The organism is Ekhidna sp. (assembly GCF_964218185.1).
GTDB lineage: Bacteria > Bacteroidota > Bacteroidia > Cytophagales > Cyclobacteriaceae > Ekhidna.
This window is the reverse complement of sequence record NZ_CAXPLV010000005.1, coordinates 76,076-98,272: the sequence shown is the minus strand read 5'-3', so window position 1 is coordinate 98,272 and position 22,197 is coordinate 76,076. Positions and strand designations below refer to the sequence as shown.

19 protein-coding genes are annotated in these 22,197 nt (G+C 42.4%); 7 read left to right on the top strand and 12 right to left on the bottom strand.

Going from position 1 to position 22,197, the window contains the following annotated elements; genetic code table 11:
• Nucleotides 1-11: 11 nt before the first annotated feature.
• Nucleotides 12-677: a hypothetical protein gene (locus ACEQZT_RS05800; RefSeq protein ID WP_370088157.1), complete on the bottom strand. Its 666-nt coding sequence runs from the start codon at nt 675-677 to the stop codon at nt 12-14.
• A gap of 94 nt (nt 678-771) precedes the next feature.
• Between ACEQZT_RS05800 and ACEQZT_RS05795 the strand changes: the two genes are divergently transcribed.
• Nucleotides 772-1,485 carry a membrane or secreted protein gene (locus tag ACEQZT_RS05795; RefSeq protein WP_370088155.1) on the top strand — a complete coding sequence of 238 codons (714 nt, stop codon included), beginning with the start codon at nt 772-774 and terminating at the stop codon, nt 1,483-1,485.
• Between the two features lie 86 nt (nt 1,486-1,571).
• On the opposite strand, the gene ACEQZT_RS05790 is transcribed toward ACEQZT_RS05795, so the two are convergent.
• The gene (locus ACEQZT_RS05790; protein WP_370088153.1) at nt 1,572-3,233 is read right to left on the bottom strand and encodes a glutamine--tRNA ligase/YqeY domain fusion protein; all 1,662 of its coding nucleotides are present in this window, start codon (nt 3,231-3,233) and stop codon (nt 1,572-1,574) included.
• Between the two features lie 119 nt (nt 3,234-3,352).
• On the bottom strand, nt 3,353-4,666 hold the full coding sequence (locus tag ACEQZT_RS05785; RefSeq protein ID WP_370088151.1) for a fibrobacter succinogenes major paralogous domain-containing protein: 1,314 nt from the start codon (nt 4,664-4,666) through the stop codon (nt 3,353-3,355).
• A gap of 114 nt (nt 4,667-4,780) precedes the next feature.
• Between ACEQZT_RS05785 and ACEQZT_RS05780 the strand changes: the two genes are divergently transcribed.
• The 3 genes from ACEQZT_RS05780 to ACEQZT_RS05770 all read left to right on the top strand — a co-directional run bounded on the left by ACEQZT_RS05780 (nt 4,781) and on the right by ACEQZT_RS05770 (nt 7,510).
• The gene (locus tag ACEQZT_RS05780) at nt 4,781-6,655 is read left to right on the top strand and encodes an ATP-binding protein (protein WP_370088149.1); all 1,875 of its coding nucleotides are present in this window, start codon (nt 4,781-4,783) and stop codon (nt 6,653-6,655) included.
• The gene (locus ACEQZT_RS05775) at nt 6,652-7,263 is read left to right on the top strand and encodes a response regulator (RefSeq protein WP_370088147.1); all 612 of its coding nucleotides are present in this window, start codon (nt 6,652-6,654) and stop codon (nt 7,261-7,263) included. Before ACEQZT_RS05780 ends, ACEQZT_RS05775 begins: the two co-directional genes overlap by 4 nt.
• A gap of 82 nt (nt 7,264-7,345) precedes the next feature.
• A complete protein-coding gene (locus ACEQZT_RS05770) occupies nt 7,346-7,510 on the top strand; it encodes a Lacal_2735 family protein (RefSeq protein WP_370088145.1) in 165 nt (54 codons plus the stop codon).
• A gap of 11 nt (nt 7,511-7,521) precedes the next feature.
• On the opposite strand, the gene ACEQZT_RS05765 is transcribed toward ACEQZT_RS05770, so the two are convergent.
• Nucleotides 7,522-8,010, bottom strand: a complete 489-nt coding sequence (locus ACEQZT_RS05765) for an arsinothricin resistance N-acetyltransferase ArsN1 family B (RefSeq protein ID WP_370088143.1) — start codon at nt 8,008-8,010, stop codon at nt 7,522-7,524.
• A 151-nt stretch (nt 8,011-8,161) separates the two neighbouring features.
• Here ACEQZT_RS05765 and ACEQZT_RS05760 point away from each other — a divergent pair, with 151 nt between their 5' ends.
• The 3 genes from ACEQZT_RS05760 to ACEQZT_RS05750 all read left to right on the top strand — a co-directional run bounded on the left by ACEQZT_RS05760 (nt 8,162) and on the right by ACEQZT_RS05750 (nt 9,986).
• Nucleotides 8,162-9,007 carry a helix-turn-helix domain-containing protein gene (locus ACEQZT_RS05760; RefSeq protein ID WP_370088141.1) on the top strand — a complete coding sequence of 282 codons (846 nt, stop codon included), beginning with the start codon at nt 8,162-8,164 and terminating at the stop codon, nt 9,005-9,007.
• Nucleotides 9,004-9,714, top strand: coding sequence for a CPBP family intramembrane glutamic endopeptidase (locus tag ACEQZT_RS05755; RefSeq protein WP_370088139.1), 711 nt, complete (start codon nt 9,004-9,006; stop codon nt 9,712-9,714). Before ACEQZT_RS05760 ends, ACEQZT_RS05755 begins: the two co-directional genes overlap by 4 nt.
• A gap of 107 nt (nt 9,715-9,821) precedes the next feature.
• Nucleotides 9,822-9,986, top strand: coding sequence for a Lacal_2735 family protein (locus ACEQZT_RS05750; protein WP_370088137.1), 165 nt, complete (start codon nt 9,822-9,824; stop codon nt 9,984-9,986).
• 2 nt (nt 9,987-9,988) lie between these two features.
• On the opposite strand, the gene ACEQZT_RS05745 is transcribed toward ACEQZT_RS05750, so the two are convergent.
• The 8 genes from ACEQZT_RS05745 to ACEQZT_RS05710 form a co-directional block, all read right to left on the bottom strand.
• Nucleotides 9,989-12,658, bottom strand: a complete 2,670-nt coding sequence (locus ACEQZT_RS05745) for an FtsX-like permease family protein (RefSeq protein ID WP_370088135.1) — start codon at nt 12,656-12,658, stop codon at nt 9,989-9,991.
• Entirely contained in the window at nt 12,655-12,987 is a 333-nt protein-coding gene (locus ACEQZT_RS05740) for a PadR family transcriptional regulator (protein WP_370088133.1), read from the bottom strand. The genes ACEQZT_RS05745 and ACEQZT_RS05740 overlap by 4 nt, the downstream gene beginning before the upstream one ends.
• A 274-nt stretch (nt 12,988-13,261) precedes the next feature.
• The gene (locus ACEQZT_RS05735) at nt 13,262-15,922 is read right to left on the bottom strand and encodes an ABC transporter permease (RefSeq protein WP_370088131.1); all 2,661 of its coding nucleotides are present in this window, start codon (nt 15,920-15,922) and stop codon (nt 13,262-13,264) included.
• Nucleotides 15,915-16,268 carry a PadR family transcriptional regulator gene (locus tag ACEQZT_RS05730; RefSeq protein ID WP_370088129.1) on the bottom strand — a complete coding sequence of 118 codons (354 nt, stop codon included), beginning with the start codon at nt 16,266-16,268 and terminating at the stop codon, nt 15,915-15,917. Before ACEQZT_RS05730 ends, ACEQZT_RS05735 begins: the two co-directional genes overlap by 8 nt.
• Before the next feature lie 209 nt (nt 16,269-16,477).
• Nucleotides 16,478-18,034, bottom strand: a complete 1,557-nt coding sequence (locus tag ACEQZT_RS05725) for an FtsX-like permease family protein (protein ID WP_370088127.1) — start codon at nt 18,032-18,034, stop codon at nt 16,478-16,480.
• A 160-nt stretch (nt 18,035-18,194) separates the two neighbouring features.
• Nucleotides 18,195-19,202, bottom strand: coding sequence for an ABC transporter permease (locus ACEQZT_RS05720; RefSeq protein ID WP_370088125.1), 1,008 nt, complete (start codon nt 19,200-19,202; stop codon nt 18,195-18,197).
• A complete protein-coding gene (locus tag ACEQZT_RS05715; protein ID WP_370088123.1) occupies nt 19,195-21,792 on the bottom strand; it encodes an ABC transporter permease in 2,598 nt (865 codons plus the stop codon). Before ACEQZT_RS05715 ends, ACEQZT_RS05720 begins: the two co-directional genes overlap by 8 nt.
• Nucleotides 21,793-22,128 (bottom strand): PadR family transcriptional regulator, encoded by a 336-nt coding sequence (locus tag ACEQZT_RS05710; protein WP_370088121.1) that lies wholly within the window; start codon nt 22,126-22,128, stop codon nt 21,793-21,795.
• Nucleotides 22,129-22,197 lie beyond the last annotated feature (69 nt).

Genomic DNA, 22,197 nt, shown 5'->3' with positions numbered 1-22,197 from the left:
CCCTTTATTTTTTAGTTCTTTTGACCGGTGAATGTTCCTGACCCTCCTTCAGAGTAGCTGAATGTCCCGGAAATGGTATTTCCGGAAATGGTACCATTAAGCGAGGTAACACTTCCATCGGAAAAGAAAATATTGAATGTGATAGAACCAGAGCTCCCAACAAATCCATTGATTGCTGTGGTTTCTCCGTCCTCCGTATAGGTTCCCGTTATTTTTCCATTAACGATAGTCACAGAGAAGCTACCAATCACTGTTCCGCCAGAGGAAGCTGTTCCACTGTAGCTACCATCGAAAGTTGTGGATTCAGGGGCACCTGCTACACCGCCAGTTCCTCCTTCATTATCTGTCCAGCTGCCAGCAACGGCTCCTCCCTGAAGAGACAGAGTAACAGAAACAGTATAACCATCTGAGTAAGCAATCTCGATAAACACTGTTCCACCAGGATTTACCGTACTAGAAAAAGTCTTGGATTCGAATCCATCGTTGAAGGACCCACTGACTTGTCCGTCCACAATGACCATGGTATAGTTTCCGATCTGCACTGAGCCATCAGTAATTACACCATAATAGACCCCATCAAATTCTGTTGATATTTCAGGGCCTGAGTCATCACTTCCACAGGAAGTGGACATCACAACAAGAAGTAGGACGCTAAAAATTTTAACTATTTTTTCCATCTTATTTTTATTTATAAAGCTCTTTTGTTTGGGACTAAAAAGACATACCTACTAATGGGTATATTTATGTATTCATTTGAAAAAACTAAACGTCATGAGAAATACCATTGCAGCTATATTGACTATTCTGTCAGGATTGACCTTTGCTCAGAGTCCTATTGGAGCCTGGGAATGGACCGAGACCAGAGATGATGGTCAAAAAGTAAAAGGAGTGGTCACCTTTACGGAAAACTATCAGGCAGCAGCCTGGTTTGATGCTGAAACCGGAGCATTTATTGAAACGAATGGCGGTAGCTGGAAACTCGAGGGAAACACGATGACCGAAGTGCCGGAATTTCATACGAGTGATACGTCTAAGATTGGCAAGGCTTCCTCTTTTGAAATTGAATTTGATGGGAATGATAAGCTTAGAATTGTACGTTCGGAAACGTGGGCAACACGTGTAGATGCAGGGGAGCCTGGAGACCTGGCCGGGGCATGGCTGATGTCAGGGAGAAAACGAGATGGAGAGGTACAGGAGCGGGACACTAGCGGCCCAAGGAAAACAATGAAGATACTTTCAGGGAAGCGATTTCAATGGATTGCTTACAACACAGCAACGAAACAATTCATGGGTACGGGAGGAGGAACGTACACCACCGTGGATGGTAAGTACACCGAAAATCTGGAGTTCTTTTCACGTGATGATAGCCGTGTAGGCATGAGACTGGAATTCAACTATGAACTTGTTGAAGGCAAGTGGCACCACTCCGGCAAAAGCAGCAAAGGAGATCCAATGTATGAGATTTGGAGTCCTAGAACGAACTAACCTAGAACGTCATTCCTGACGAAACGAAGTGAAGATCAGGAATCTCAAAGATTCCGGCACAAGGCCGGAATGACGTTTCGGTGGGGTTACTTCGCCCAGTTATCCCTCAACGTAATCGTCCGATTGAACACAAGGTTATCAGGAGTAGAGTCTTCATCCACACGGAAATATCCGATTCGCTCAAACTGCATCTGGTCACCAACTTTCGCATCTTTCAGTGAAGGTTCCACCACTGCTTTTTTGTTGATGGTTAAGGAATCCGGATTCAGGTGATTTTTAAAATCGTCCTCGATTGTGTTTAGGTTTTCTGTTTTGAACAGGCGATCGTACTCACGCACCTCTACGTTCACCGCATGAGGCACAGAGACCCACCCTAGCGTTCCTTTCACTTTCTTTCCGCTGGTGTCCTGTCCACTTCGGGTTTGCGGGTCATACTCGGCGTACAGCTCCTCGATGGAGCCATCGTCTGCTTTTTTGTAGCCCGTGCATTTGATGATGTATCCAAACTTCAATCGTACCTCGCGATCCGGACCTAAACGATACCACTTTTTAGGACTTGGTGGATCCTCCATAAAATCTGACTGGTCTACATAGATTTCCCTTGTCAGAGGCATCTCTCGTGTTCCTGCAGATTCATCGCCTGGGTTGTTTACCCCGGTCATCATCTCCACCTTGTCTTCCGGCCAGTTGGTGATGATCACTTTGAGCGGATTCATGATACCAAACACCCGATTAGTTGTTGCATTCAGGTCTTCCCTTACTGCATGCTCGAGAACAGCAATATCTGTGATACCATCTCTTCTAGCTACTCCGATCGTATCAGCAAATTTTCGGATAGAAGCAGGAGTGAATCCTCTTCTTCTGATGCCTGAGAGTGTAGGCATGCGGGGGTCATCCCAGCCGGACACATGTCCTTCCTCTACCAACTCGCGTAGCTTCCGCTTACTTACGATGGTGTAGCTGAGATTCAGTCGGGCAAACTCGGTTTGTTTGGATGGGAAGATTTCCAATTCCTTGATCAGCCACTCATACAAAGGTCGGTGTACTTCAAATTCCAGCGTACAAAGGGAATGGGTGACACCCTCAATCGAATCTGACTGACCATGTGCAAAGTCATAGGTTGGGTAAATGCACCATTGATATCCGGTGCGGTGATGTGGCAGCTGTTTGATTCTATATAAAATAGGATCACGCATATGCATGTTAGGAGAGCTGAGATCGATCTTAGCTCTCAATACTTTTTCTCCATTCTTGAACTCTCCTGAGCGCATCCGTTGAAACAGGTCCAGGTTTTCTTCAGGCGAGCGGTCTCTGTAGGGACTTGGTTTTCCGGGCTGAGTAGGAGTACCCTTCAGCTTGTTAAACTCTTCTTGTGATAGGTCATCCACATAAGCTGACCCTTTATTTATCAGCTTAATGGCCATTTCATATAGCTGCTCAAAATAATCTGAAGCGTAATATTCACGATCTTCCCAGTCGAAACCCAGCCACTTGATGTTTGATTTGATGGACTCTACGTATTCGGTTTCTTCCTTTTCGGGATTGGTGTCGTCAAAGCGGAGATTGCACTTTCCGCCATATTTTTTTGCCAATCCAAAGTTGAGGCAAATAGACTTGGCATGGCCGATGTGAAGATATCCGTTAGGTTCCGGAGGAAAGCGGGTCACGATAGAGTCATGTTTGCCTTCCTTCAGATCCTTCTCGATCATTTGCTCAATGAAATTCAATGATTTTTTAGCCTCGTCCATGGTTTGAAATTAGGGTGCAAAAGTAGGTCAATGATTAGTTAAAATCTATCCCTAAATTGCATCCTAATTGATAACGCTAGCTAGGATTTGACATTTTTAGCCTTCAGGAAGGTAAACTTTTATTGATCTTTCACACATCGGCAACTGTAGCCATCGCTTTTTTTCAATGCAAGTTGATCTACATATTCGGCGCTATGATAGACTGCAAATGATAGAGTGGCGTGCGTGTCATTAGCTTCGCTGCTGCTCCAAAATGCCCCGATATAATTGATATCCTGATAGGCTCCATCTTCGTGAGCAGTTCCCACGTTGATTTTTCTTTTTCTGTAACCGCCCGGCTTTAATGTCATACCGATTTCATCAGTAGCAGCTGTATTAGGGGCAAAAAACAGACCGGTAGCTGCTTCGACCGTTCCTGTTTGTTTGAGTTTTCCACCTGCTACGGTAGTACCTCCTAACGAATTGATAACCTCTAGTGCTTCTGCCTGTGTAGACACGTGCCACCCCTGCGGACAAAGCCCTCTGGTGTCAGTTACAGCATACCAGTTGTAGAGTAAACCGTAAGTATTTGCATAGCCGATTGTTCCCCCAAAATCTGAATAGGCTCCAGTTGTGGATGCTTCCCATGCAGTTCCGCTTAGGTTAGTTGGGATGGAAGATCCATCTCTGTATTTGGTGGTTCTCAGGTTTTCAACGGTCCAGCAAAGGTTACCCACTAAAATGGTAGTGTAGATGTTTCCATCAATATCCGTCACCGTCTCCGGGCATCCTCCACCACCAATTCCTTCGATGGTGCCAGTTGTATTGTCCGTTTTAGTATAACTGCCAGTCATTGCTCCTTCAGATATGGTAGCAAAGAGCGAGATAATTGACTCGTCAATAAACACAGCGTTACCTATTAATTCGCCATCTCCATCAACAAATCCATAAATAGGAGTTGTAGAAAAATCGCCGGTGACAAATCCATTCTCAACCATGATGCTATAGGTCCCAATGGGATTCTGGCCAAAAGCTTTTAAGGTTCCACTATAATTTCCATCATAGTCCGTGTGGCTACCGTACCCGGTTATCAACCCTACATTTCCCTCTGAGTCATCGAAAGAGCCTGTGATTTTTGTGTCGGATGAAATCGCTAGAGAAACTGAAACAGTAGTTCCATCGAGCAGATTAAATTCGAAGTTTGCATTTCCTCCGGTCGCAACTATTGCCGTGAAAACATTGGCAATTGACCCGCTGTAATATGTGCCCACCACATTACCTGATGAAACGGTGAGCGTAAAAACGCCAATGACAGTGGTGCCGTTGTAGGCTGCTCCATGGTAGATTCCATCGTGATCAAGCGAAGGGCTGTTATTATCTGAATCACCACCGCATGAAATACATAGGAAACCAGTAAGTAGGTATGGTAATAGTCTGGATATTAAATGCTTCATTTGACGGTCAGTTTAATTTGAGTAAAGTGCTTAACAAAGGTTATGTTGTTGTGTCCGCCTAACAATACCTACTTACAGGTATTTATTTTGACTTTATAACTAAGCAGTTTTGAGATGGTGAAACGAACGATCATGTGTTGTGTGCTTTTGAAGATGCTGACCATCCCGGTGATTGCACAGGGAGTGGGAGACACCCTGCGTATAGAAGGAGCAAACCTGGAGGACCTTTCAAACTATGCAGTTTACTGGGTCGATGATTCGACTAACCCTTCATTGTCTCAAGCAATCAAAGCCCTGGATCAGGGTCAGTTTTCCAGTTGGAAGTCATCCACACGATTGAAGTTGGGACTGAACCCTTATCCTCTCTGGATCTTTTTGAATGTGAAAAATGAATCCGAAAAGACAGAAAGCTATTGGTGGAGTCTTTACTCGCATGCAGACACTACCATCATTTATCAAAAAGGGGATGCAGGATGGAGTCCAATGGATACAGCCCTGTTCAGAAGACCAATCAGAGAACGTAAAGTCCCAACGAGGTTTCTAGCCAACGAAATCACTTTAGCTCCGGGAGAAGCAGCTTCCCTATTGATGAAAGTAAGAAATGTGAGTACACCTCAACACGCCGTGACAGATTTTACCACACCTGCTCATAATCTGCTTTGGGAAAAGAAGTTTTATTGGTCCATTGGCTTTATTGTAGGTGCGCTGTTACTATTATGTTTCTTCAGCTTTGTTTTGGGGATCATCACAGGCCAGCGGATATTTTTATTACTGGCAATCTATCTGGCCATCGTCACCATAGTGGTTTTAAAGGAGGAGCTGCTCGTTGTGTTTTTCCCAGGTCCGGTCTCCTTTTATTTTTTGACAAGATTGTCGGTGATTGGCCTTACTGTAATCGGATGTGGATTGCATTATCTGATCATCAGCTTCGCTCTAGGTAATCCACAAGATAGATTTTCACGGCCACTAAACTGGTTTAATTGGATCGGTCTGATCATCGGTCTTCTGGTTACCGTTGCACTATTTGTATTTGAAGATTTCAATATAGAATACGGTCTTTACAGATTGATCTGGAATGGGTGTGTGGTGATTGCCATATTGCTAATGATTGTGCTGTCAATCCTTGTTTTGAGTCAAATTAAAACGCCAAAACAGGCGATCGTTTATGTACCACTTGCATTGCTCCTATTCTATTTCAATGCGGCTGGATACGTTCTCAATTACGAAGGAGTATTGACTTACTATGACATTACCTATCCGAACTACTTTTTTTGGGCACTCTGTGGTGAGTTTACTTTCTACGGTCTTTTGATTGGGTGGAGGTATAAAAACACACTAAAAAAGAACTTCAAGCTTGAGAAAGAACAAGCAGACCATCAAACGGAATTGTACCAGAAAGAAATCGAAACTCAGGAACGGGAACGCATCCAGATAGCCCGGGATATTCATGATGATCTGGGGGCTACTGTGAGTGCGATCAAACTGATCATTACCAACAGCTATACCCACGATGAACACCTGGTGAAGATGGCCAATAAGGCGAGTGCAGATCTTCGTTATTTTCTTGGAAATTTTTCGGTCACTAACATTTTGGAAGATGGCTTATTTCATGCAGTCAAGCAGCGAGCAAGCGAGATCAATGAGTTGCAGCTGGTGAAACTTAGCATTTTAACCCAGGGAAATGATCGGATTGTTTCTCAGGAATTGTCTCTATCGTCTTACCGGATGGTTTCTGAAATTATCAATAACATCATTAAACACTCCAAGGCTTCTTCTGCTACGATTCAGGTCCTCATAGACGAAGATCAGCTTCAAATCATTGCAGAAGACAATGGATGTGGCTTTAATACCAATCAAAAAAATGAAGGCATGGGTCTTTCCAACATTCGCATGCGAGCAGCACGATTTAGCGGAAACGTACACATGGTTTCCGATAAGCGATCCGGCACCACCATTATCATCACCATACCAATCTCCTCGGCATTATGAAAAAACCAATCTCATTCACCATCGTAGATGATCACCGCCTGTTTGCAGATGGGCTTGCCCGAATTCTCCATGAAGACGGAGCATTTCAGTTACAAAAAGTGCATAATGTCACGCAGAGTTTCATCGACGAATTATCACAAGTCCAATCAGACTTATACATCATTGATATACAACTTGGGGAACTGAGTGGGCTGGATATTTGCGTTCAAATCAAAGAAAAATATCCGGAGGCTAAGGTGATCCTGATATCAATGATACAGGCACCTCACTTGATCAAACAAGGAAGAAAAAATGGAGCTGATGGCTTCATTCCCAAAACAACAGATGCCTCAATCCTGAAGGAAATGGTCAATAGGGTATGTGCTGGTGAGACCGTGTTTGTAGAGCGTGATGAGGAGATCTCGAACCCACACTCCATTGAGCTTCTGACGGAGCGCGAAATGGAAATTATTCATTTGGTGAAGTCTGGTCTCACTACCCGAGCCATTGCTGATCAGTTGTTTCTCAGTGAGTTTACAGTTGAAACGCATCGAAAAAATATCTTGAAAAAGCTTAAGCTGTCAACGGCAAACGAATTGATTGCTTATGCCTATGCTAACCACCTGTAGAGAAATTTGAAGGGTGATGGGAGGGTTTTCCTGGAAGTGATCGTCTAATGATCAAACCAAGAAAATTGAAACCAGTAATTCTATGTTAAAGTTTTTCAAACGATCGAGCATAACCACCCTTCAAAGACAGTACGACAAGCTGATGCATGAAGCGTATGTCTTAGCGAAATCCAACCCGCAAGCCAGCGAGCAAAAGCAGCGGGAGGCTTTTGAAGTACAGCGTCAGTTGCTGGCAAAGAAAGCCTGATTCATTGGGAGCTAGAGCTGTAGCTCCCAATACCCTACATCTATCCATCGATCAAATTTGTAGCCGACTTCTTTAAAGACACCAATTTTTTTAAACCCAAGTTTTTCGTGGAGTGCCAGACTGGCGTCATTTGGCAGGGACATCCCGCCGATGATTGCATGGTAGCCAAGTGTTTTAAGCTGAGCCATCAATTCGGAATAAAGCGGAAGACCGTATCCTTTACCACCTTGATCTTTGTGAAGGTAGATGGAGCTTTCGGTGGTTCTGGAGTACGCCTTTCTAGCCTTCCATTGGGTGGCGTAGGCATAGCCCACTATTTGGCCATCCTCCTCCAATACCAACCAGGGAAGTTTAAACTCTTCCTGCACTTTTTTGATCCTGCTTATCATTTCATTCGCATCAATTTCCTCTAGTTCGAAGGTGGCGTGAGAGTTGAGAATATAGTGATTATAGATAGCTACTATTGCTGCTGCATCATCGGCTGTGGCTGAACGGATCATACGTTAGATTTTTAATTTGCATATGGCTGTGGCAAAGATGCTCTTTAAACAGTTTTTACAAACATTTTTTGAAATGTCACATTAACGTCACCTCATTTATTTGAACCACATTTGTGATACAGGTAGCATTGTGTCAAACAATGACATATTGATGATAGTACAACCAATACTTGGAAGCAGACTTCTGGCGCTTAGAATAGAAAAAGGCATGACACAGCATGAACTAAGGGAAAAGTGTCATATAAGCGTCCGGACCATTCAGCGTATCGAATCAGGTGCAGTAACACCCAGAGCATCTACGGTAAAAATTTTGTTGGAAGCATTAGGAGAGAATCCTGATGTTTGGTTCGGGTCATCAAATGGTATTGTTGAAAATCATTTTTCAATTAAATCATTGCGTAGCATGCTACTTATCAACTCATCCGAACAAGACCAAAAAAACGCATTAACACCTGCCTGGATTGGTGGGATTATCTATCTGTTGATCGGAATCATTGAAATCGGAGTGAATGTTCACACTGAAAATCATGAGACTTCTGTCTCTTTACTGACGGTGGTCATCATGGTAAAACTCATATCGATCGTTTCGTTTTTCTTGTTTACCCGAGGGTTTCTTTCACTCAGTATTTTATTTGAGAATCAACTTCTAAAGATCGCATCTTACATTGCCATTGCAGCTATTACTGCCATTTACAGTGCTGAAATAATAATCATATTTTCGGTATCAGATTATGTTGAGATGATAGATACCATCAATGTCTTTTCGATTGTTCCTTTTGGTGCCATATCTTTCATTTTGGGCTTAGGAATACTCGGGCTTCAGGATGGAATGGGGAGAATTGCGAAAGTGGCTGGCAGGCTAGAGATTGTCTACGGGATATCCTATATGACGTTGATATTTTCCTTTGTATACGTGGTGCTTCTACCAGCGGTTCTTATTGTTGAAATTGTGCTTTTGGCTAAAGCAGATCAGCTGGTAAAAGAAGGTCAACTATGATTGGCATACTTGTTATTCTGGCAATTTCCTGGGTTCTGCTGTACTTCATTGAAAAGAAGCATTTGAATGTGTTGGGGGTCACACCTTTTTATCTACGAGTTAAACAATTCACTATTGGTTTTTTGCTTGCAGGCCTACTGTGTGTAGTAGCTCAAATGCTTGAAATATGGATAAAGTCTGCCGATTTAGTTTTGGTGGAAGGTGCCGGATTTAGCAAGGTACTTAATGGGCTGTGGTGGGATTTTAAATCTGTTCTGACAGAGGAGTTGCTCTTTCGCGGGGCAATACTTTTTATTCTCATCAGACGCATTGGACACAAAGCAGCTATTCATCTCTCTGCGGCGGCCTTTGGCGTTTATCACTGGTTTTCATACGGCGTTTTCGGAAATCCGGTTCCAATGGTTCTCATATTCATTGGAACGGGTTTAATGGGCTTTGCATGGGCCTTAAGCTTTCACAAGACCAAATCCATCATGCTGGGCTTAGGATTCCATTTGGGATGGAACTTTGTTTATAACACCATTTTTTCTAAAGGCCCCTTGGGCAAGGGGTTTCTTTTTATCGAGGGAGGCAATCCATTAAGTGACTGGGCTTCATTGATCAATTTTCTTGTACCTATGATAGGTGTGCCATTAGTGATTATACTGTTTGTCTTAAGAGGAGTGAAACCTTCCGATTATCACACTCTTCAGAACCCGGATCAGTAGATTATGAACAAAAATTCATCGAGAAAAATGGGTACTTCGAAGAGTTAGTTTATTACGGGTCAAACTACCGAATATATTCGCGATCGAATTTCTTAAATCAATTATTTATGATAAAGTTTTTTCGGTCATCTCAAGTGAATTCTCTCCAAAAGAAATATGATCGTTTGATGAAAGAGGCGTACGAATTATCAAAATCCAACCCGGATGAAAGTTTAAGAAAGCAAAAAGAGGCGCAGGAAGTCAAAAGGAAACTCATCGCTACGCCTCTTTGATTTTATTCGTCCTTTAAAGAGTCTACCGGATTCGCCTTGGCCACCTTCCAGGATTTGTATCCTACAGTAAGAAACGCAATAACAATACTAGCCGCGATTGCCAGAATAAAAAAGGTTGGTCCCATCGTAATTCTATAAGCATAGTTTGCCAAAAATGCGTCCATCATGAAGAAGGACAATGGAGCAGCTATTGCAAAGGCAATGATCATAAGCATGATCAGCTCTTTGGAGAAGATGTTCCAGATAGATAGCTCTGAAGCACCCATCACCTTTCTTATACCGATTTCTTTGGTTTTCTGGTTTGCCATGAAGGAGACCAGGCCGTAAAGTCCCAATGCTCCAATGATTATTGCAATGATCACGAATAGTCGGAAAAGCTTACTCACACTTTGCTCCAACTCATACATCCCCGCTATTTGGTCATCGTAAAACTCAAAGTCAAATACATAGTTGGGGAAGACCTCTTTCCAGCTTAGCTCAATATGCTCCAGCGTGCCTTTTAGTGCTTCGAAGCTTCCATGCTGATCGCTCAGCTTGATGCTGGCCTGGAAGATGTTCCATGAATAGTTGGCTAGGAATACGTTGTTGATTTCGGAATGTAAAGAAGCCGAATGAAAGTCATCCACAACTCCAACAATCGTCAGCTTTAGCGAGCCCCTTCCATATTGCACCTGCTCACCAATAGCCTCATTCGGGTCACTAAAGCCAAGGGTATTAACCAGTTTTTTATTGACCACCACGTGACTGGACGGATCGGTTTTCTTAAACGGTCCACCAGCTATAAATTCAATTTCATACACATCGAAATAATCTGCATCAACATTTTTCAGGTTTCCGCTGTAGTCCTGTCCTTCGATATTGGGATGAAAAATGGGATTAGTGGAGTTGAAGGAGGCGATAGGTCCTGCCGTATTCAAGCTTACATTTTTGATTCCGGAATGATTGATCAAATTGGTTTTGAGAATCTGCAGCTTGGTAGAATCATCTTCGGGCAGCTCCACGGTAACAATAGACTCCTCGTTGAAACCCAAATCTTTTTCCTGAAAGAAATTCATTTGGGCATTGAGGATAAGTATACCGATAATTAGAATCTGAGAGATGGCAAACTGCAAAATCACGAGTCCTCTTCTCAGTGACAGGAAGCCTGATGTCTGCTTAATGTTGAGACTGTTTTTGATGGCGAGCACGGGATTCATTTTAGCCAGAATGGTGGAGGGGTATAGTCCGGAAAGGAGCGTAACGCCTAACATGGCCGGTAGCAAAAAGTATAGAATGCTGAGATCAGAAGTGAAATTCAGATCAATGGGATAGGGATAAATGTCCTGCACGGGCTTAGCCATGAGGGAGGCAATCGCTAGCCCCATAATGGTTGCCAGAATGGTGATGATAAATGTTTCGCAGAGAAACTGAACCACCAGTTGTCGCTTACTGCTGCCCATTGTTTTGCGAACTCCTACCTCTTTTGATCGCTTCACTGCCTGGGCAGTAGCCAGGTTTATGAAGTTGATGCAAGCGGTGAGGATAAGAAAGAGTCCCACCAGTCCGAAGACTGTTAGCTCTTCTTTGGTCGCAGTGATGCCCGCATAGGTTTTTCGGATGGTATCGCTGTAGTGCAGGTCAGATAGTGGCTGTAATCTATAGGTTCTGTTTTCGGCCGTATGCTCAGGCAGATACTTGTCTACGATAGCAGCCAACTGACTCTCGATTACCAATGGAGATGTTCCTTCTTTGAGCAGCACATAACAGTTGGTCGCGCTATTGTACTCTTCCCAGCTTTTACCATCATAAAACCACTTGTTGGTGACATCCTGATCCTTGTAATGGAAGATGATTTCAAAAGGAAAATCAGATGCCTTTGGCATATCTTCAATCACCGCAGAGACGATGGTGTTTCGCTCATTTTCAAGGATGACCGACCGACCAATGGCCTGATGAAGGTTGTCATCAGACAGCCCGAAATATTTTTGAGCAAGAGACTGAGTGAGGATCACTTTTCCTGGTTGGTTTAGTGCGGATTTTGCATCTCCGGCCAAAAAATTCAATGTAAAAAGATCCAGGAACTGAGGCTCGACGAATACCACTCCGTCCTCTTCCTGATATCTTGTGATATTTCCCTTGCCATCATCAATTCCAATTAACCCCTCGTTTTCATAAAACATCATTGTTGCATTGAGCTGAGGGAATTCGTTGCGAATCGCCTCCGCTAAAGGATGCGTCTGGCCTCTGAAAAGCACTTTACCGTTCGTGGTTTCCTGTTCATTGATTACCCGATAAAGCTGATCATAGTTGGTGTGGTGCTTGTCGTAGCTAAGCTCGTGGCTCAGTATTTTGTAAATAAGTAGACCACAGGCGATTCCCATGGCTAGTCCTGATATGTTCATCAATGCGTAGACTTTCTCACGCTTGATGAACCTGATTGAGGTTTTGAAATAGTTTTTTAACATACCGTAATAGTTGAGTTTTCGTCCCGAAAATTTGGGATTGATAATGTCCTTTCTGAAAAATCGAATCACCGTCCATGCAAATCTTTTTCGCGCGCTGAATGCACCACGAGTTTCCAGATCTTCATCAAATTGTTCTTCCATATCGCCCAGAATAGCTTCCTGTAAGCTGGGGTCACAATACCATTTGAAGAATCTGGAGAATAGCTTCGGTGGACGGGGAGTACTCATGCAGAAAAGTTGAGTTGTGGAGTAAGCTTCCACAGGTTGGTCCTTGCATCCTTCATCTCCTGAAGAAGCACTTTGCCTGCATTCGTAATCTTGAAGTAGCGTTTTTTCCTGCCACCTCGCTCTTTCGTCGCTCCACCCATATAGGATTCCAAAAAGCCTTTTTCTTCAAGCCTGTACAGAGTGATGTGTACAGAGCTAAGGTTGACTTCACGGCCCTGATGCTCTTTGATGGCCTTAACAACCGTGTTGCCGTACGCTTCTTCTGCGAGGATCAAAACCATGGTAAGGATGAGCTCTTCAAACTCACCCAGAAAATTTGTTCTACCCATTTTTATTGAATTTGTAAAACAAATATACGGAGCATTTCTATTTAAGTTGTAAAAGAAATAAAAATGCCTAAAATCCCCTCCTTGGAGGGGAAGGGGTGGGTTTAAATTTTTTTTCTTATTTATCATTTTTTATTCAAAAATGACCGGTTTTTATACTAACCCACCTCTCACTCCTCCCAAGAGGAGACTATTTGCGTCATTTTTGAATAAAATTTGAAGTTCTCCTCCCCAACTCAAGGTATCTAAGTGAGTTGCAAAGTGAGTTTGGATTTTGTTATTCGTACTTAAGTGACTCTACCGGATTCGATTTTGTAACCTTGAATACCTGAGATCCGATGGTGAGAATACCTAAGACCAGCATAATGAGTGAACCTAGTAGTACCACTCCAACACCAAAAGGAGCCTGATTGGGGATGTTTTCTATCCAAAGTTTATTTACGAAATAGCTCAGCGGAGCTGCAATGACGATTGCAACGCCAAGCAGAATGAGAAACGATCTACCCAACATCAAAGCTAGCTGAGTGCTACCTGCCCCCAGCACCTTGCGGATGCCAACCTCTTTCACTCTTCGCTCGGTGGTATAAACGGCCATTCCTAATAGTCCCAGACAGGAGATTAGGATGGCTAAGAATGCAAAATAGCCAATGATAGCCCCCAGATCACCCATCCATTGATTGGATCTTGCAATGGATTCATCGTAGAATGTGCCTTGCATTTGATGAACAGGATCTACACTCTCCCATTTTTCACTAAGCAACTTTGTGACTTTCAGTGGATCATTGCCGGCAATCTTGATATTGAGATAGCTGAACACTGAAGGGTCATTTCTCATCAAAAGAGACTGCTCTCCCTCACCCATGATCGCGCTTTGGAAGTTAAAGTCTTTGATCACGCCTATTACTTTCCAAGGTTCCGCCTCCTTGTCAATAAAAAGTGTTTGATTAATAGCATCATTGGGATTATCATGTCCCATCAGCTTCGTTGCAAATTCATTGATAACCAGCTCTCTGCGCCCCTCAGATTCATTGTCCAGATTCTTTCCAGCAATAATGGTAAGTTCTAAATTCTCAGCAAATGAAGGGCTGACACTCATAAATTCAGAGGGATACCAATTTTCATCATCAGCACCAGTTGTCGAGTAAGAAGCACCATGACTTATAGGTAAAGCCGGAATTGTGAGGCAGGCAGAAATCTGCTCTACACCGGGAACAGTGCTTAGCTCTGCCATCATGATCTTATGGTCATTTCCCTGCAGAGGAATATTTAGAATACTATTCGTCTGCATACCATAGTCAGTAGAGAGGTAGTGATTAAACTGACGTATGATGACGATAGCTGTAATGATGAAGAAAAGTGAAAAGACAAACTGGGTAATGTTCAGTGCGGCTTTCAGTCCCAGCTTTCTTGAACCTGATGATAGGTTTCCTTTAAGCACTTTCACAGGCGTGAATTTTGAAAGTCTGGTGGCCGGGTACAATCCTGCAAAAACACCAACACAGAGTGCAAAAACAAAGAACTGGATTAAAATGGAAAATGTGAGATCTAGCTCGGGACCCAGATGCTGAATTGCCCAAAGGTTTAAAAAGAGAGGTTTTATCAATGCAAGTACTGCATTGGCAACCAACAATGAAATAAGTGAAATCAAGATTGACTCAATCATGAACTGAAAAAAGACATCCTTTTTTGTGGCCCCATTTACCTTTCGAACACCTATCTCTTTTGCACGGGTCAGTGCTCTTGCTATTGACAAGTTGGTGTAATTAAGGCATGCAGAGAACATGATTGCGAATGCCAGAATTGCCAGAATGTAATACCCCTCAATGGGTAATCGCAGCGCAATAGGATTAGCCAGAAACCTACCTACGTTGATTTCTTCCATTGCCTGAATCTGGAATGATTGCTCATTGAGAATTTCTTCTTTCTCCACCGTAATCTGGTTGAGTGATGCTTGTAACTCACTGCCAGACACCCCTTGCGAAAGCAATACATAAGTGTATGATCTTGAGTTGTGTCCCCAGCTTTTCTGATGATCGGTCAGAAATTCCAATTGGTCAATGGTAGCGCTGGAGATGAGCGCATCAAACTTGATGTGAGTTGGATACTTAGACAAATCGACAACACCTGTGACTATATACTGTCCCCAGTCAACAGATTCACTTCCTCGAGCAACACCAAAGTCAAGCTTAATGGCATCTAGTCCCCGCTCTGTAAATTGTATGTTCTGACCGATTGGATCCACATCCTTAAATAACCTATCAGCAACTGCCTTGCTTATTACGATGCTCCTGGGGTCTTTTAGGGCACTAGATTTAGCCCCTTCTTCCAATTCAAACCCGAAGACTTCAAAGAAATTTTCATCCGCGAAAAAGCCCCTTGCTTCGGTGCTTTTATTGAGGTCTCTGGCTTCTATGTCTCCACCAATCCCCCTGACCAAATGAGTGCTTTTCTCAATACCCGAATAATTCAACAGCTCCTCAGCCATTGGCAATGGACTGGTTGCTCTCAGCATCCCATCACCTTCCTTTGCTGTAAGTATCCTATAAATTCTTTCTTTATTCGGATGAAACTGATCCGCTTTGTCCTGATTAGCTATCATCAGAATAATGAGCATACTTACGGACATGGCTACCGCCAGCCCGAAAATGTTGATAAACGAAAACGTTTTGTACTTCAGGATATTCCGAACCCCTACTTTGAAATAATTTTTTAACATACCGTAATAGTTGAGTTTTATTGATCCTTCTGCTGGTTTTATAATGTCCTTTCTAAACAGCAGGAGAACGTCCTTTATAAATTTTCTGTCCGCTTTTTTCTTTCCTAGTTCCAGCACTCTTTCCTCATACAACTCCATAAGATCCCCCTCGATTGGCTTGACCAATCTTGGATGGCAAAACCATCGGAAGAACTTTAGAAAAAGTTGGGGAGGGTTATGCATGGAAGAGTCTGGCAAACTTTACATCTAAAGAAATAGAAGGAATAGCATCCCAAAGCGAATTTCTTGTCTCTTTGGTGTACTCCATTGCTTCTTTACCAAGGGCAGTGATCTTATAGTAGCGCTTGGGTCTTCCGGCTCGTTCTTGCGTTGCATCTCCATCATGAGATTTCAGGTAGTCCTTATCCTCCAATCTCTTCAGGGCTGACTGTAATGCGCCAACACTCACACCACGATTAAGTCGGCTTTCTATTTCTTTTTTGATGGATACGCCATAGGCATCATCGTACAGAATAGCGACTGTAAGCATGACGATTTCTTCGAATTCGCCTAATTGAAATTTCTTCATATCATAAACTTAAAATCAGCGATTTGCTACCGTATCATTTCATGAGGTTCTTTTTCTCAATGAATGGGTCAAGCAGCATGCTTGAATTAATTCCTAATTGTAGAGTTTACGAAAAAACGAATTTTTAGTTATAAATTCCTAATTGTAGTAAAATTATTTCTATAGATGTGTGTTGAAGCCGGATAGCTTTGGGAAAGTTTAATTAAGTGCTACTCATCCTTCAGCGTTTCCACTGGATTTTTATTCGCGGATCTTATTGATTGAAAGCTAATGGTGGCTATTGCTATTAGCATTGCTACTAAGGTAGCTACCATGAATACCCAAAATTCAATAGGTGTGCTGTAAGCAAAATCTTCCAACCACTTTTTCACGAAGTACCATGCGATAGGGCATGCCAACAGAATCGCTATTAATACCAGACTTGTGAACTCTTTTGAGAAAGTAATGGCCAGTTCTGATATACTTGCCCCGAGTACTTTTCTAATTCCCAACTCTTTTGTGCGCTGTTCAGCGGAAAAGGCAGCAAGTCCGAACAACCCAAGGCAAGCAATTATCATAGCCATGATTGTAAAAACATTTAATATGGTAGCCATCTTTCGTTCTGATCGGAACGTAGCTTCAAACTCCTGGTCCATAAAGCTGTACTCAAACGGAACAGTTGGGTCAACCTGCTTCATCTCTTCCTCCAATGAAATGAGCACCTTATTTAAATCATCAGTAGTTGAAATGGCTTCCCTATTTAAGCGCATCGAATAAAAAGATCGGCCTGCCCCATAATCCCAAACGATATCATTATGGTGATGTATAAGGATCAATGGAGCTATTTCTTGCTTCACACTGTTGAAGTTGAAGTTCTCTATTACACCAATGACTTCAAGTTCTTCCTCGTCTCCCGATGCAAGGGCTACTGATTTACCAACAGCATTTTCTACTTCCCAACCTAGGGTTTTGACAGCCTCTTCATTCAGAATCACCGTGTGCTTATCAGCTTCAAGGTTAGGATCAAAATTTCTTCCGGAGAGAAACTCCGGCCCAAGTACATCAAGGTAGTCCTCATCAATCCGAAGATTGTTTAATTGAACAACAGGCGCTTCTGGTTCTGCAGCCTTATAACGATCGCCCGAATGCACAAATGGAGGCACACCAAACGATTTGCCTACTTCTGAAATCTTTGGATTGGATACAAGCCTGTTTTTCAGTGCCTCCGTTTCAAATCCTAGTTCTTCTATATTGTGCAGCTGAAGTATGTTGTCTTTAGCAAATCCAACGTCCACATTCGAGGCATAGCTAAGTTGCTTCTGCACAAAGAATGTAGTGATGATTAGAGCAATGGAAATGGTGAATTGAAAGACTACAAGACCATTTCGAATGCTTCTTCCCTTAAAACCGGTTTTGATTTTGCCTTTTAGCGATTCTATTGGCCTGAATGACGACAGGTACAATGCTGGATAGCTGCCTGCTATTAATCCCAATATCAGAATAAATGCACCAATTGTCAGGTAGAATGTTGGATTTGACAAATAAGTACTCAAATTGATTTCTTTATCGGCCAGGTGGTTGAAAGGATTGAGTGTAAGGTTTACCACAATCAAAGCCAGCATGGTGCCAATCAAAACAAACAGAACAGATTCTAAGATGAACTGTTTAACGATGGTTTTTCTCTCAGATCCCAGTACTTTCCTAACACCAACTTCTTTTGATCGGTTGGTGGCGCGCGCTGTGGATAGGTTCATAAAATTGATCGCTGAGAGTGCCAGAACTAACAATCCAATGGCTCCAAATATTTTGATAAAAAGCGGATTGCCAGTTGGCCCAAAGGCATGTCCACTGGGTGATCCGGCAATGTATACTTCGCTCAGTGGCTGCAGTTGAAGCTTCCAAGGGTTTCCATCCGTAAATTCTTCGAACGTCTGGTTGAAGATACGTTCAGTTGTTGGAGGAGCCCATTTTGGCGGAATGGCCTGAAATGTCCTTTTCCAGGACAGCTACATTGGTGCCTTCTTTCACCAGTCCATAAGTATTGAAAGCTGTCCAAATCCATTTCCATCCATGCGCTTGCATCATTTCTGATTCACTCTGAAGCGAAACAAGCATATCAAACTGAATATGAGAGCGTGCTGGAACGTCTTCTAAAATTCCAACGATGGAGAAGGTTTTCCAAGAATTGTCATACTGTTTGATCTCAATGTTCTTTCCAATTGTTTCTTCTGGCATTGCCTCCTCACCGAAATACCGCATCATGGTTTTTTCAGTGACTAAAATATTCTGAGGGTCTACTAACGCTGTTTTAGGACTTCCTGCCTTGAATTGAAATGAGAAGACATCAAAGAAGTTCTCTTCTGCTGCATAAATGCGATCTTCTTTAAATGCATTGGATCTACTACCTCCATCTGCTGCTGTGGCAGTTAATGATCCAAGAGATAGAATTCGTGTGATGGCTTCAAATGCAGGAGCATCTTCACGTAAAGCTGTAGCCACATTTGGCCCGGTACTGGCCATCATTTTATTCCAATCGCCCCAGATATAGGGTTGGTTGACTCGATAGATACGATCTCCTTTTTCATGAAATGCATCGAAGGTCATTTCATCATGAATGTATAGGCCAATCATAATGCATGTGCTAATGCCTATCGTCAATCCAAGAAGATTGAGAATGGTAAATTGTTTTTGTCTGATGGCATTTCTCCATGCCATTTTGATCATTGATTTAAACATGCCGTAGTTGTTGAGTTTTTTAGTTCCTTCAAAATTTTTGATGATACCTGGACGAAACAGCCTAAGTACATCAAGTGCGAACAGCCACCGTGCTGTCTTTTTTTCATTAGTCCTCTTTTCAAATCGCTCCAACAGATCACCCTCTATATCTTCCACATAGTCCGGATGGCAGAACCAGCGGAAGAAGCGAAGGGGATATTTGGGAGGCTGTTTATTCATCTTTCAATGATTCTACTGGATTCATAGTCGCCGCTTTAACGGTTTTAGTGCTTATGATCAACCATGCGATTACTAGAGCAAGGGCAGCTCCCACAGCGAAATACCACCATTCCAGATCGATGTGATAAGCGAAATTTTGAAGCCATTCTTGTACTCCGAGGTAACTAAGCGGTATTGCAATTAAGATAGCCAGCAAAACCAATTTTGTAAAGTCAGAGGATAAGAGCAGGACGATCTTTGTCACTGAGCACCCCAGCACTTTTCTAATCCCAATCTCTTTGATTCTCCGTTCGGTAGTAAAAGTTACTAATCCCAGGAGTCCAAGCGAAGAAATGATAATAGCAAAAAGCGCAAAATATCCCGAAAGGCTACCGATGCGCTGTTCTGAAACATATAGCTGATCATACTCATCATCTAAAAACTGAGATTCAAATGAGAAATTGGGGTATACATCATTGTATAGTTTTTCGATTTCTTCAATCACACGTAATTCCGCACCGGCATCTATTCGCACCATATAGTTTTCTCCTCTCCCTCTAAATCGAAAAATCAACGGCTCAATTGGTTGGTGAAGTGATCCATACTGAAAGTCTTCTACCACGCCGATAATCTCTCGGTATTCATCATCGCCATATTTTAGTTTAAAACCTATTGGCTCTTCCAAACCCATCATTTGAAGTGCAGATTCATTGATGATGATTTTGGTTCTATCATCGTTGAAAGACCGGTTAAAAGACCTGCCTGCAAGTAGTTTCAATTCCAAAGTTTCAATGGTGTTAAAACCAATTTTTGGTGATTTGAATAAATGATTGCGGTTTGCTTGATCGCCGTTCCAGTGAAATCCGCTTCCATTATCATTTCCCCATAGAAAGGGTCCGGCCATGCTGGTTGCATTCTTAACTCCCGGGATTTTTTCAATCTCAGCAATCAGAATACTTGGGTCTACTCTGTCTGATCCCTTCCCCTCGAAAGTCAGCAAGTTTGTTCTGTTATATCCTAATGGTTTGTTTTCTATAAAATTCAGCTGGCCATTTACTACCAGCATCCCGATGATAAAAATGACAGATAGACTGAATTGTGCGATCACCAATCCTTGCCTCATCCATTTTTCTCCAGACATGGATGGTAGTTTCCCTCTCATGATAGAGATTGGTCTAAACGAGGATAGATAAAACGCAGGATACAATCCGGCCAATAAACCCAGCCCAACCACTGTCAGGGCTATAGTTGGAATGTTATCAAGCAATGTGAATGAAAGTGTCTGATCAATAAGCTGATTGAAATAAGGAAGCATTGCATATACCAGGATAATTGCACCAACTATAGATAAAAATGACATTAGCATGGATTCAGTTAAAAACTGGAAAACCAGCTGCTTCCTATTACTGCCCATTGCTTTCTTCACACCAATCTCCTTCAATTTGGTGGAAGCTTGTGCGGTTGATAAATTAATGAAGTTGATTGCGGCTATCAATATGATAAATAAGGCGATGTAGGTGAATAATCGAACATTGGAGATTCGTCCACCAACTAGTTTACCATCCTCAAACTGGCCAAAAAGGTATCGATCAGAATACTTTTGAAGAAATAACGTGAACTTATCATTCTCAATTTTCTCATCAATGTGATGAGCAATTTTCTTATTGAATGCATTGATATCGGTGTTTTCGCTGAGGACTAAATAGGTTTCTGCGTATCCACCCTTCCAGTGATCCGCCCATTCATCCGCATCAATTAATACCTCGTAATTGATCATTAAATCAAACTGACGAGTGGCGTTTTTAGGAGGGGAAGCATACACACCTGTTACCACAAAGCCTTGATTAAATAGTGAACAATTCCATTGAATGGTTTGGCCTATGGCATTTTGAGCACTTTCAAAAAGTTTCTTTGCTAGTGATTCTGAAATAACAACAGACTGCTTATCACTAATTGCTTTGGTCGGATCACCAATGATCATTTGATAGGAGAGAACAGAGAAAATGTTGGGATCAGCGAATTGACCTTCTACTTCCTGATGACGATCATTTGCTGTGACAATTCCTTTTGGTATAAAGAATTTGTTATTGACTCTGGTACTCTTAATCACTTCCGGGTATTCTTCCAGCATGGACTCAGCAAGCCTCCCTGAGGTGTATTCCCATGTCACTTTTTTAGTCGGAAGCTGGAAGTGTGTCATCGCACGATAAAGCACTTTGTCATTGGTGTTGAAAGCATCTACCGACCTTTCGTTATCCACCCACAGGTGAATCAGAAAGACAGAAGCAAAGGCAGTGGAAAGACCTAGTAGATTGATCAGAAATGTGGTTTTATACCGCTTAAAACTTCTAATTGAGATTAATAGGTTGTGCTTGAACATGCCATAATAGTTTAATCGTAGACCGTCAAAGACGGGTTTAATAATACCTGGGCGAAAGAGTTTTAATACGTCCAATACAAATAACCACTTGGCTGATTTTTGCTCATTGGCCCTCTTTTCGAACCGCTCAAGCAAATCCCCCTCTATATCTTCTACATAGTCCGGGTTGCAAAACCAGCGGAAGAAGCGGAGCGCCCACTTTGGTGGTGATATTTTTTCTTTTTTGTTCATTTAATGACTGAACTTCACCACAAACTCTGGAACAGCATTCCATAGTCCAAGGCGTTGCTCTTTGGTTTCCTGAAGGATGTTTTTACCTGCAGAAGTTAGGTGGAAGAAACGTTTTCGTTTACCTCCACGCACGGCCGTTGCTTCTCCCATCTCTGAAGTCAGGTAGCCTTTCTTTTCCAGTCTTCGAAGAACAGTTTGTAGAGCTCCGATACTCACCTTTCGGTTCAGCCGCTTCTCCATCTCTTCGATGATGGCAAATCCATATGCTTCATCAGTAAGGATAGCCACTGTAAGCATGACCACTTCTTCGAATTCTCCGAGTTGATGTTTTCCCATGATTTACATTTTTACCTTAAATGTAGTATTAATAATTAGACTTATACCCTAATTGTAGTTTTAATGTTT

What these genes read in the sequence shown, in the direction of transcription:
- ACEQZT_RS05745 (WP_370088135.1), bottom strand. Translation starts at nt 12,658, where the DNA reads ATGAGTACTCCCCGTCCACCGAAGCTATTCTCCAGATTCTTCAAATGG.
- ACEQZT_RS05790 (WP_370088153.1), bottom strand. Translation starts at nt 3,233, where the DNA reads ATGGACGAGGCTAAAAAATCATTGAATTTCATTGAGCAAATGATCGAG.
- ACEQZT_RS05720 (WP_370088125.1), bottom strand. Translation starts at nt 19,202, where the DNA reads ATGAATAAACAGCCTCCCAAATATCCCCTTCGCTTCTTCCGCTGGTTC.
- ACEQZT_RS05780 (WP_370088149.1), top strand. Translation starts at nt 4,781, where the DNA reads ATGGTGAAACGAACGATCATGTGTTGTGTGCTTTTGAAGATGCTGACC.
- ACEQZT_RS05740 (WP_370088133.1), bottom strand. Translation starts at nt 12,987, where the DNA reads ATGGGTAGAACAAATTTTCTGGGTGAGTTTGAAGAGCTCATCCTTACC.
- ACEQZT_RS05765 (WP_370088143.1), bottom strand. Translation starts at nt 8,010, where the DNA reads ATGATCCGTTCAGCCACAGCCGATGATGCAGCAGCAATAGTAGCTATC.
- ACEQZT_RS05800 (WP_370088157.1), bottom strand. Translation starts at nt 677, where the DNA reads ATGGAAAAAATAGTTAAAATTTTTAGCGTCCTACTTCTTGTTGTGATG.
- ACEQZT_RS05755 (WP_370088139.1), top strand. Translation starts at nt 9,004, where the DNA reads ATGATTGGCATACTTGTTATTCTGGCAATTTCCTGGGTTCTGCTGTAC.
- ACEQZT_RS05750 (WP_370088137.1), top strand. Translation starts at nt 9,822, where the DNA reads ATGATAAAGTTTTTTCGGTCATCTCAAGTGAATTCTCTCCAAAAGAAA.
- ACEQZT_RS05775 (WP_370088147.1), top strand. Translation starts at nt 6,652, where the DNA reads ATGAAAAAACCAATCTCATTCACCATCGTAGATGATCACCGCCTGTTT.
- ACEQZT_RS05760 (WP_370088141.1), top strand. Translation starts at nt 8,162, where the DNA reads ATGATAGTACAACCAATACTTGGAAGCAGACTTCTGGCGCTTAGAATA.
- ACEQZT_RS05730 (WP_370088129.1), bottom strand. Translation starts at nt 16,268, where the DNA reads ATGAAGAAATTTCAATTAGGCGAATTCGAAGAAATCGTCATGCTTACA.
- ACEQZT_RS05715 (WP_370088123.1), bottom strand. Translation starts at nt 21,792, where the DNA reads ATGAACAAAAAAGAAAAAATATCACCACCAAAGTGGGCGCTCCGCTTC.
- ACEQZT_RS05795 (WP_370088155.1), top strand. Translation starts at nt 772, where the DNA reads ATGAGAAATACCATTGCAGCTATATTGACTATTCTGTCAGGATTGACC.
- ACEQZT_RS05785 (WP_370088151.1), bottom strand. Translation starts at nt 4,666, where the DNA reads ATGAAGCATTTAATATCCAGACTATTACCATACCTACTTACTGGTTTC.
- ACEQZT_RS05770 (WP_370088145.1), top strand. Translation starts at nt 7,346, where the DNA reads ATGTTAAAGTTTTTCAAACGATCGAGCATAACCACCCTTCAAAGACAG.
- ACEQZT_RS05710 (WP_370088121.1), bottom strand. Translation starts at nt 22,128, where the DNA reads ATGGGAAAACATCAACTCGGAGAATTCGAAGAAGTGGTCATGCTTACA.
- ACEQZT_RS05735 (WP_370088131.1), bottom strand. Translation starts at nt 15,922, where the DNA reads ATGCATAACCCTCCCCAACTTTTTCTAAAGTTCTTCCGATGGTTTTGC.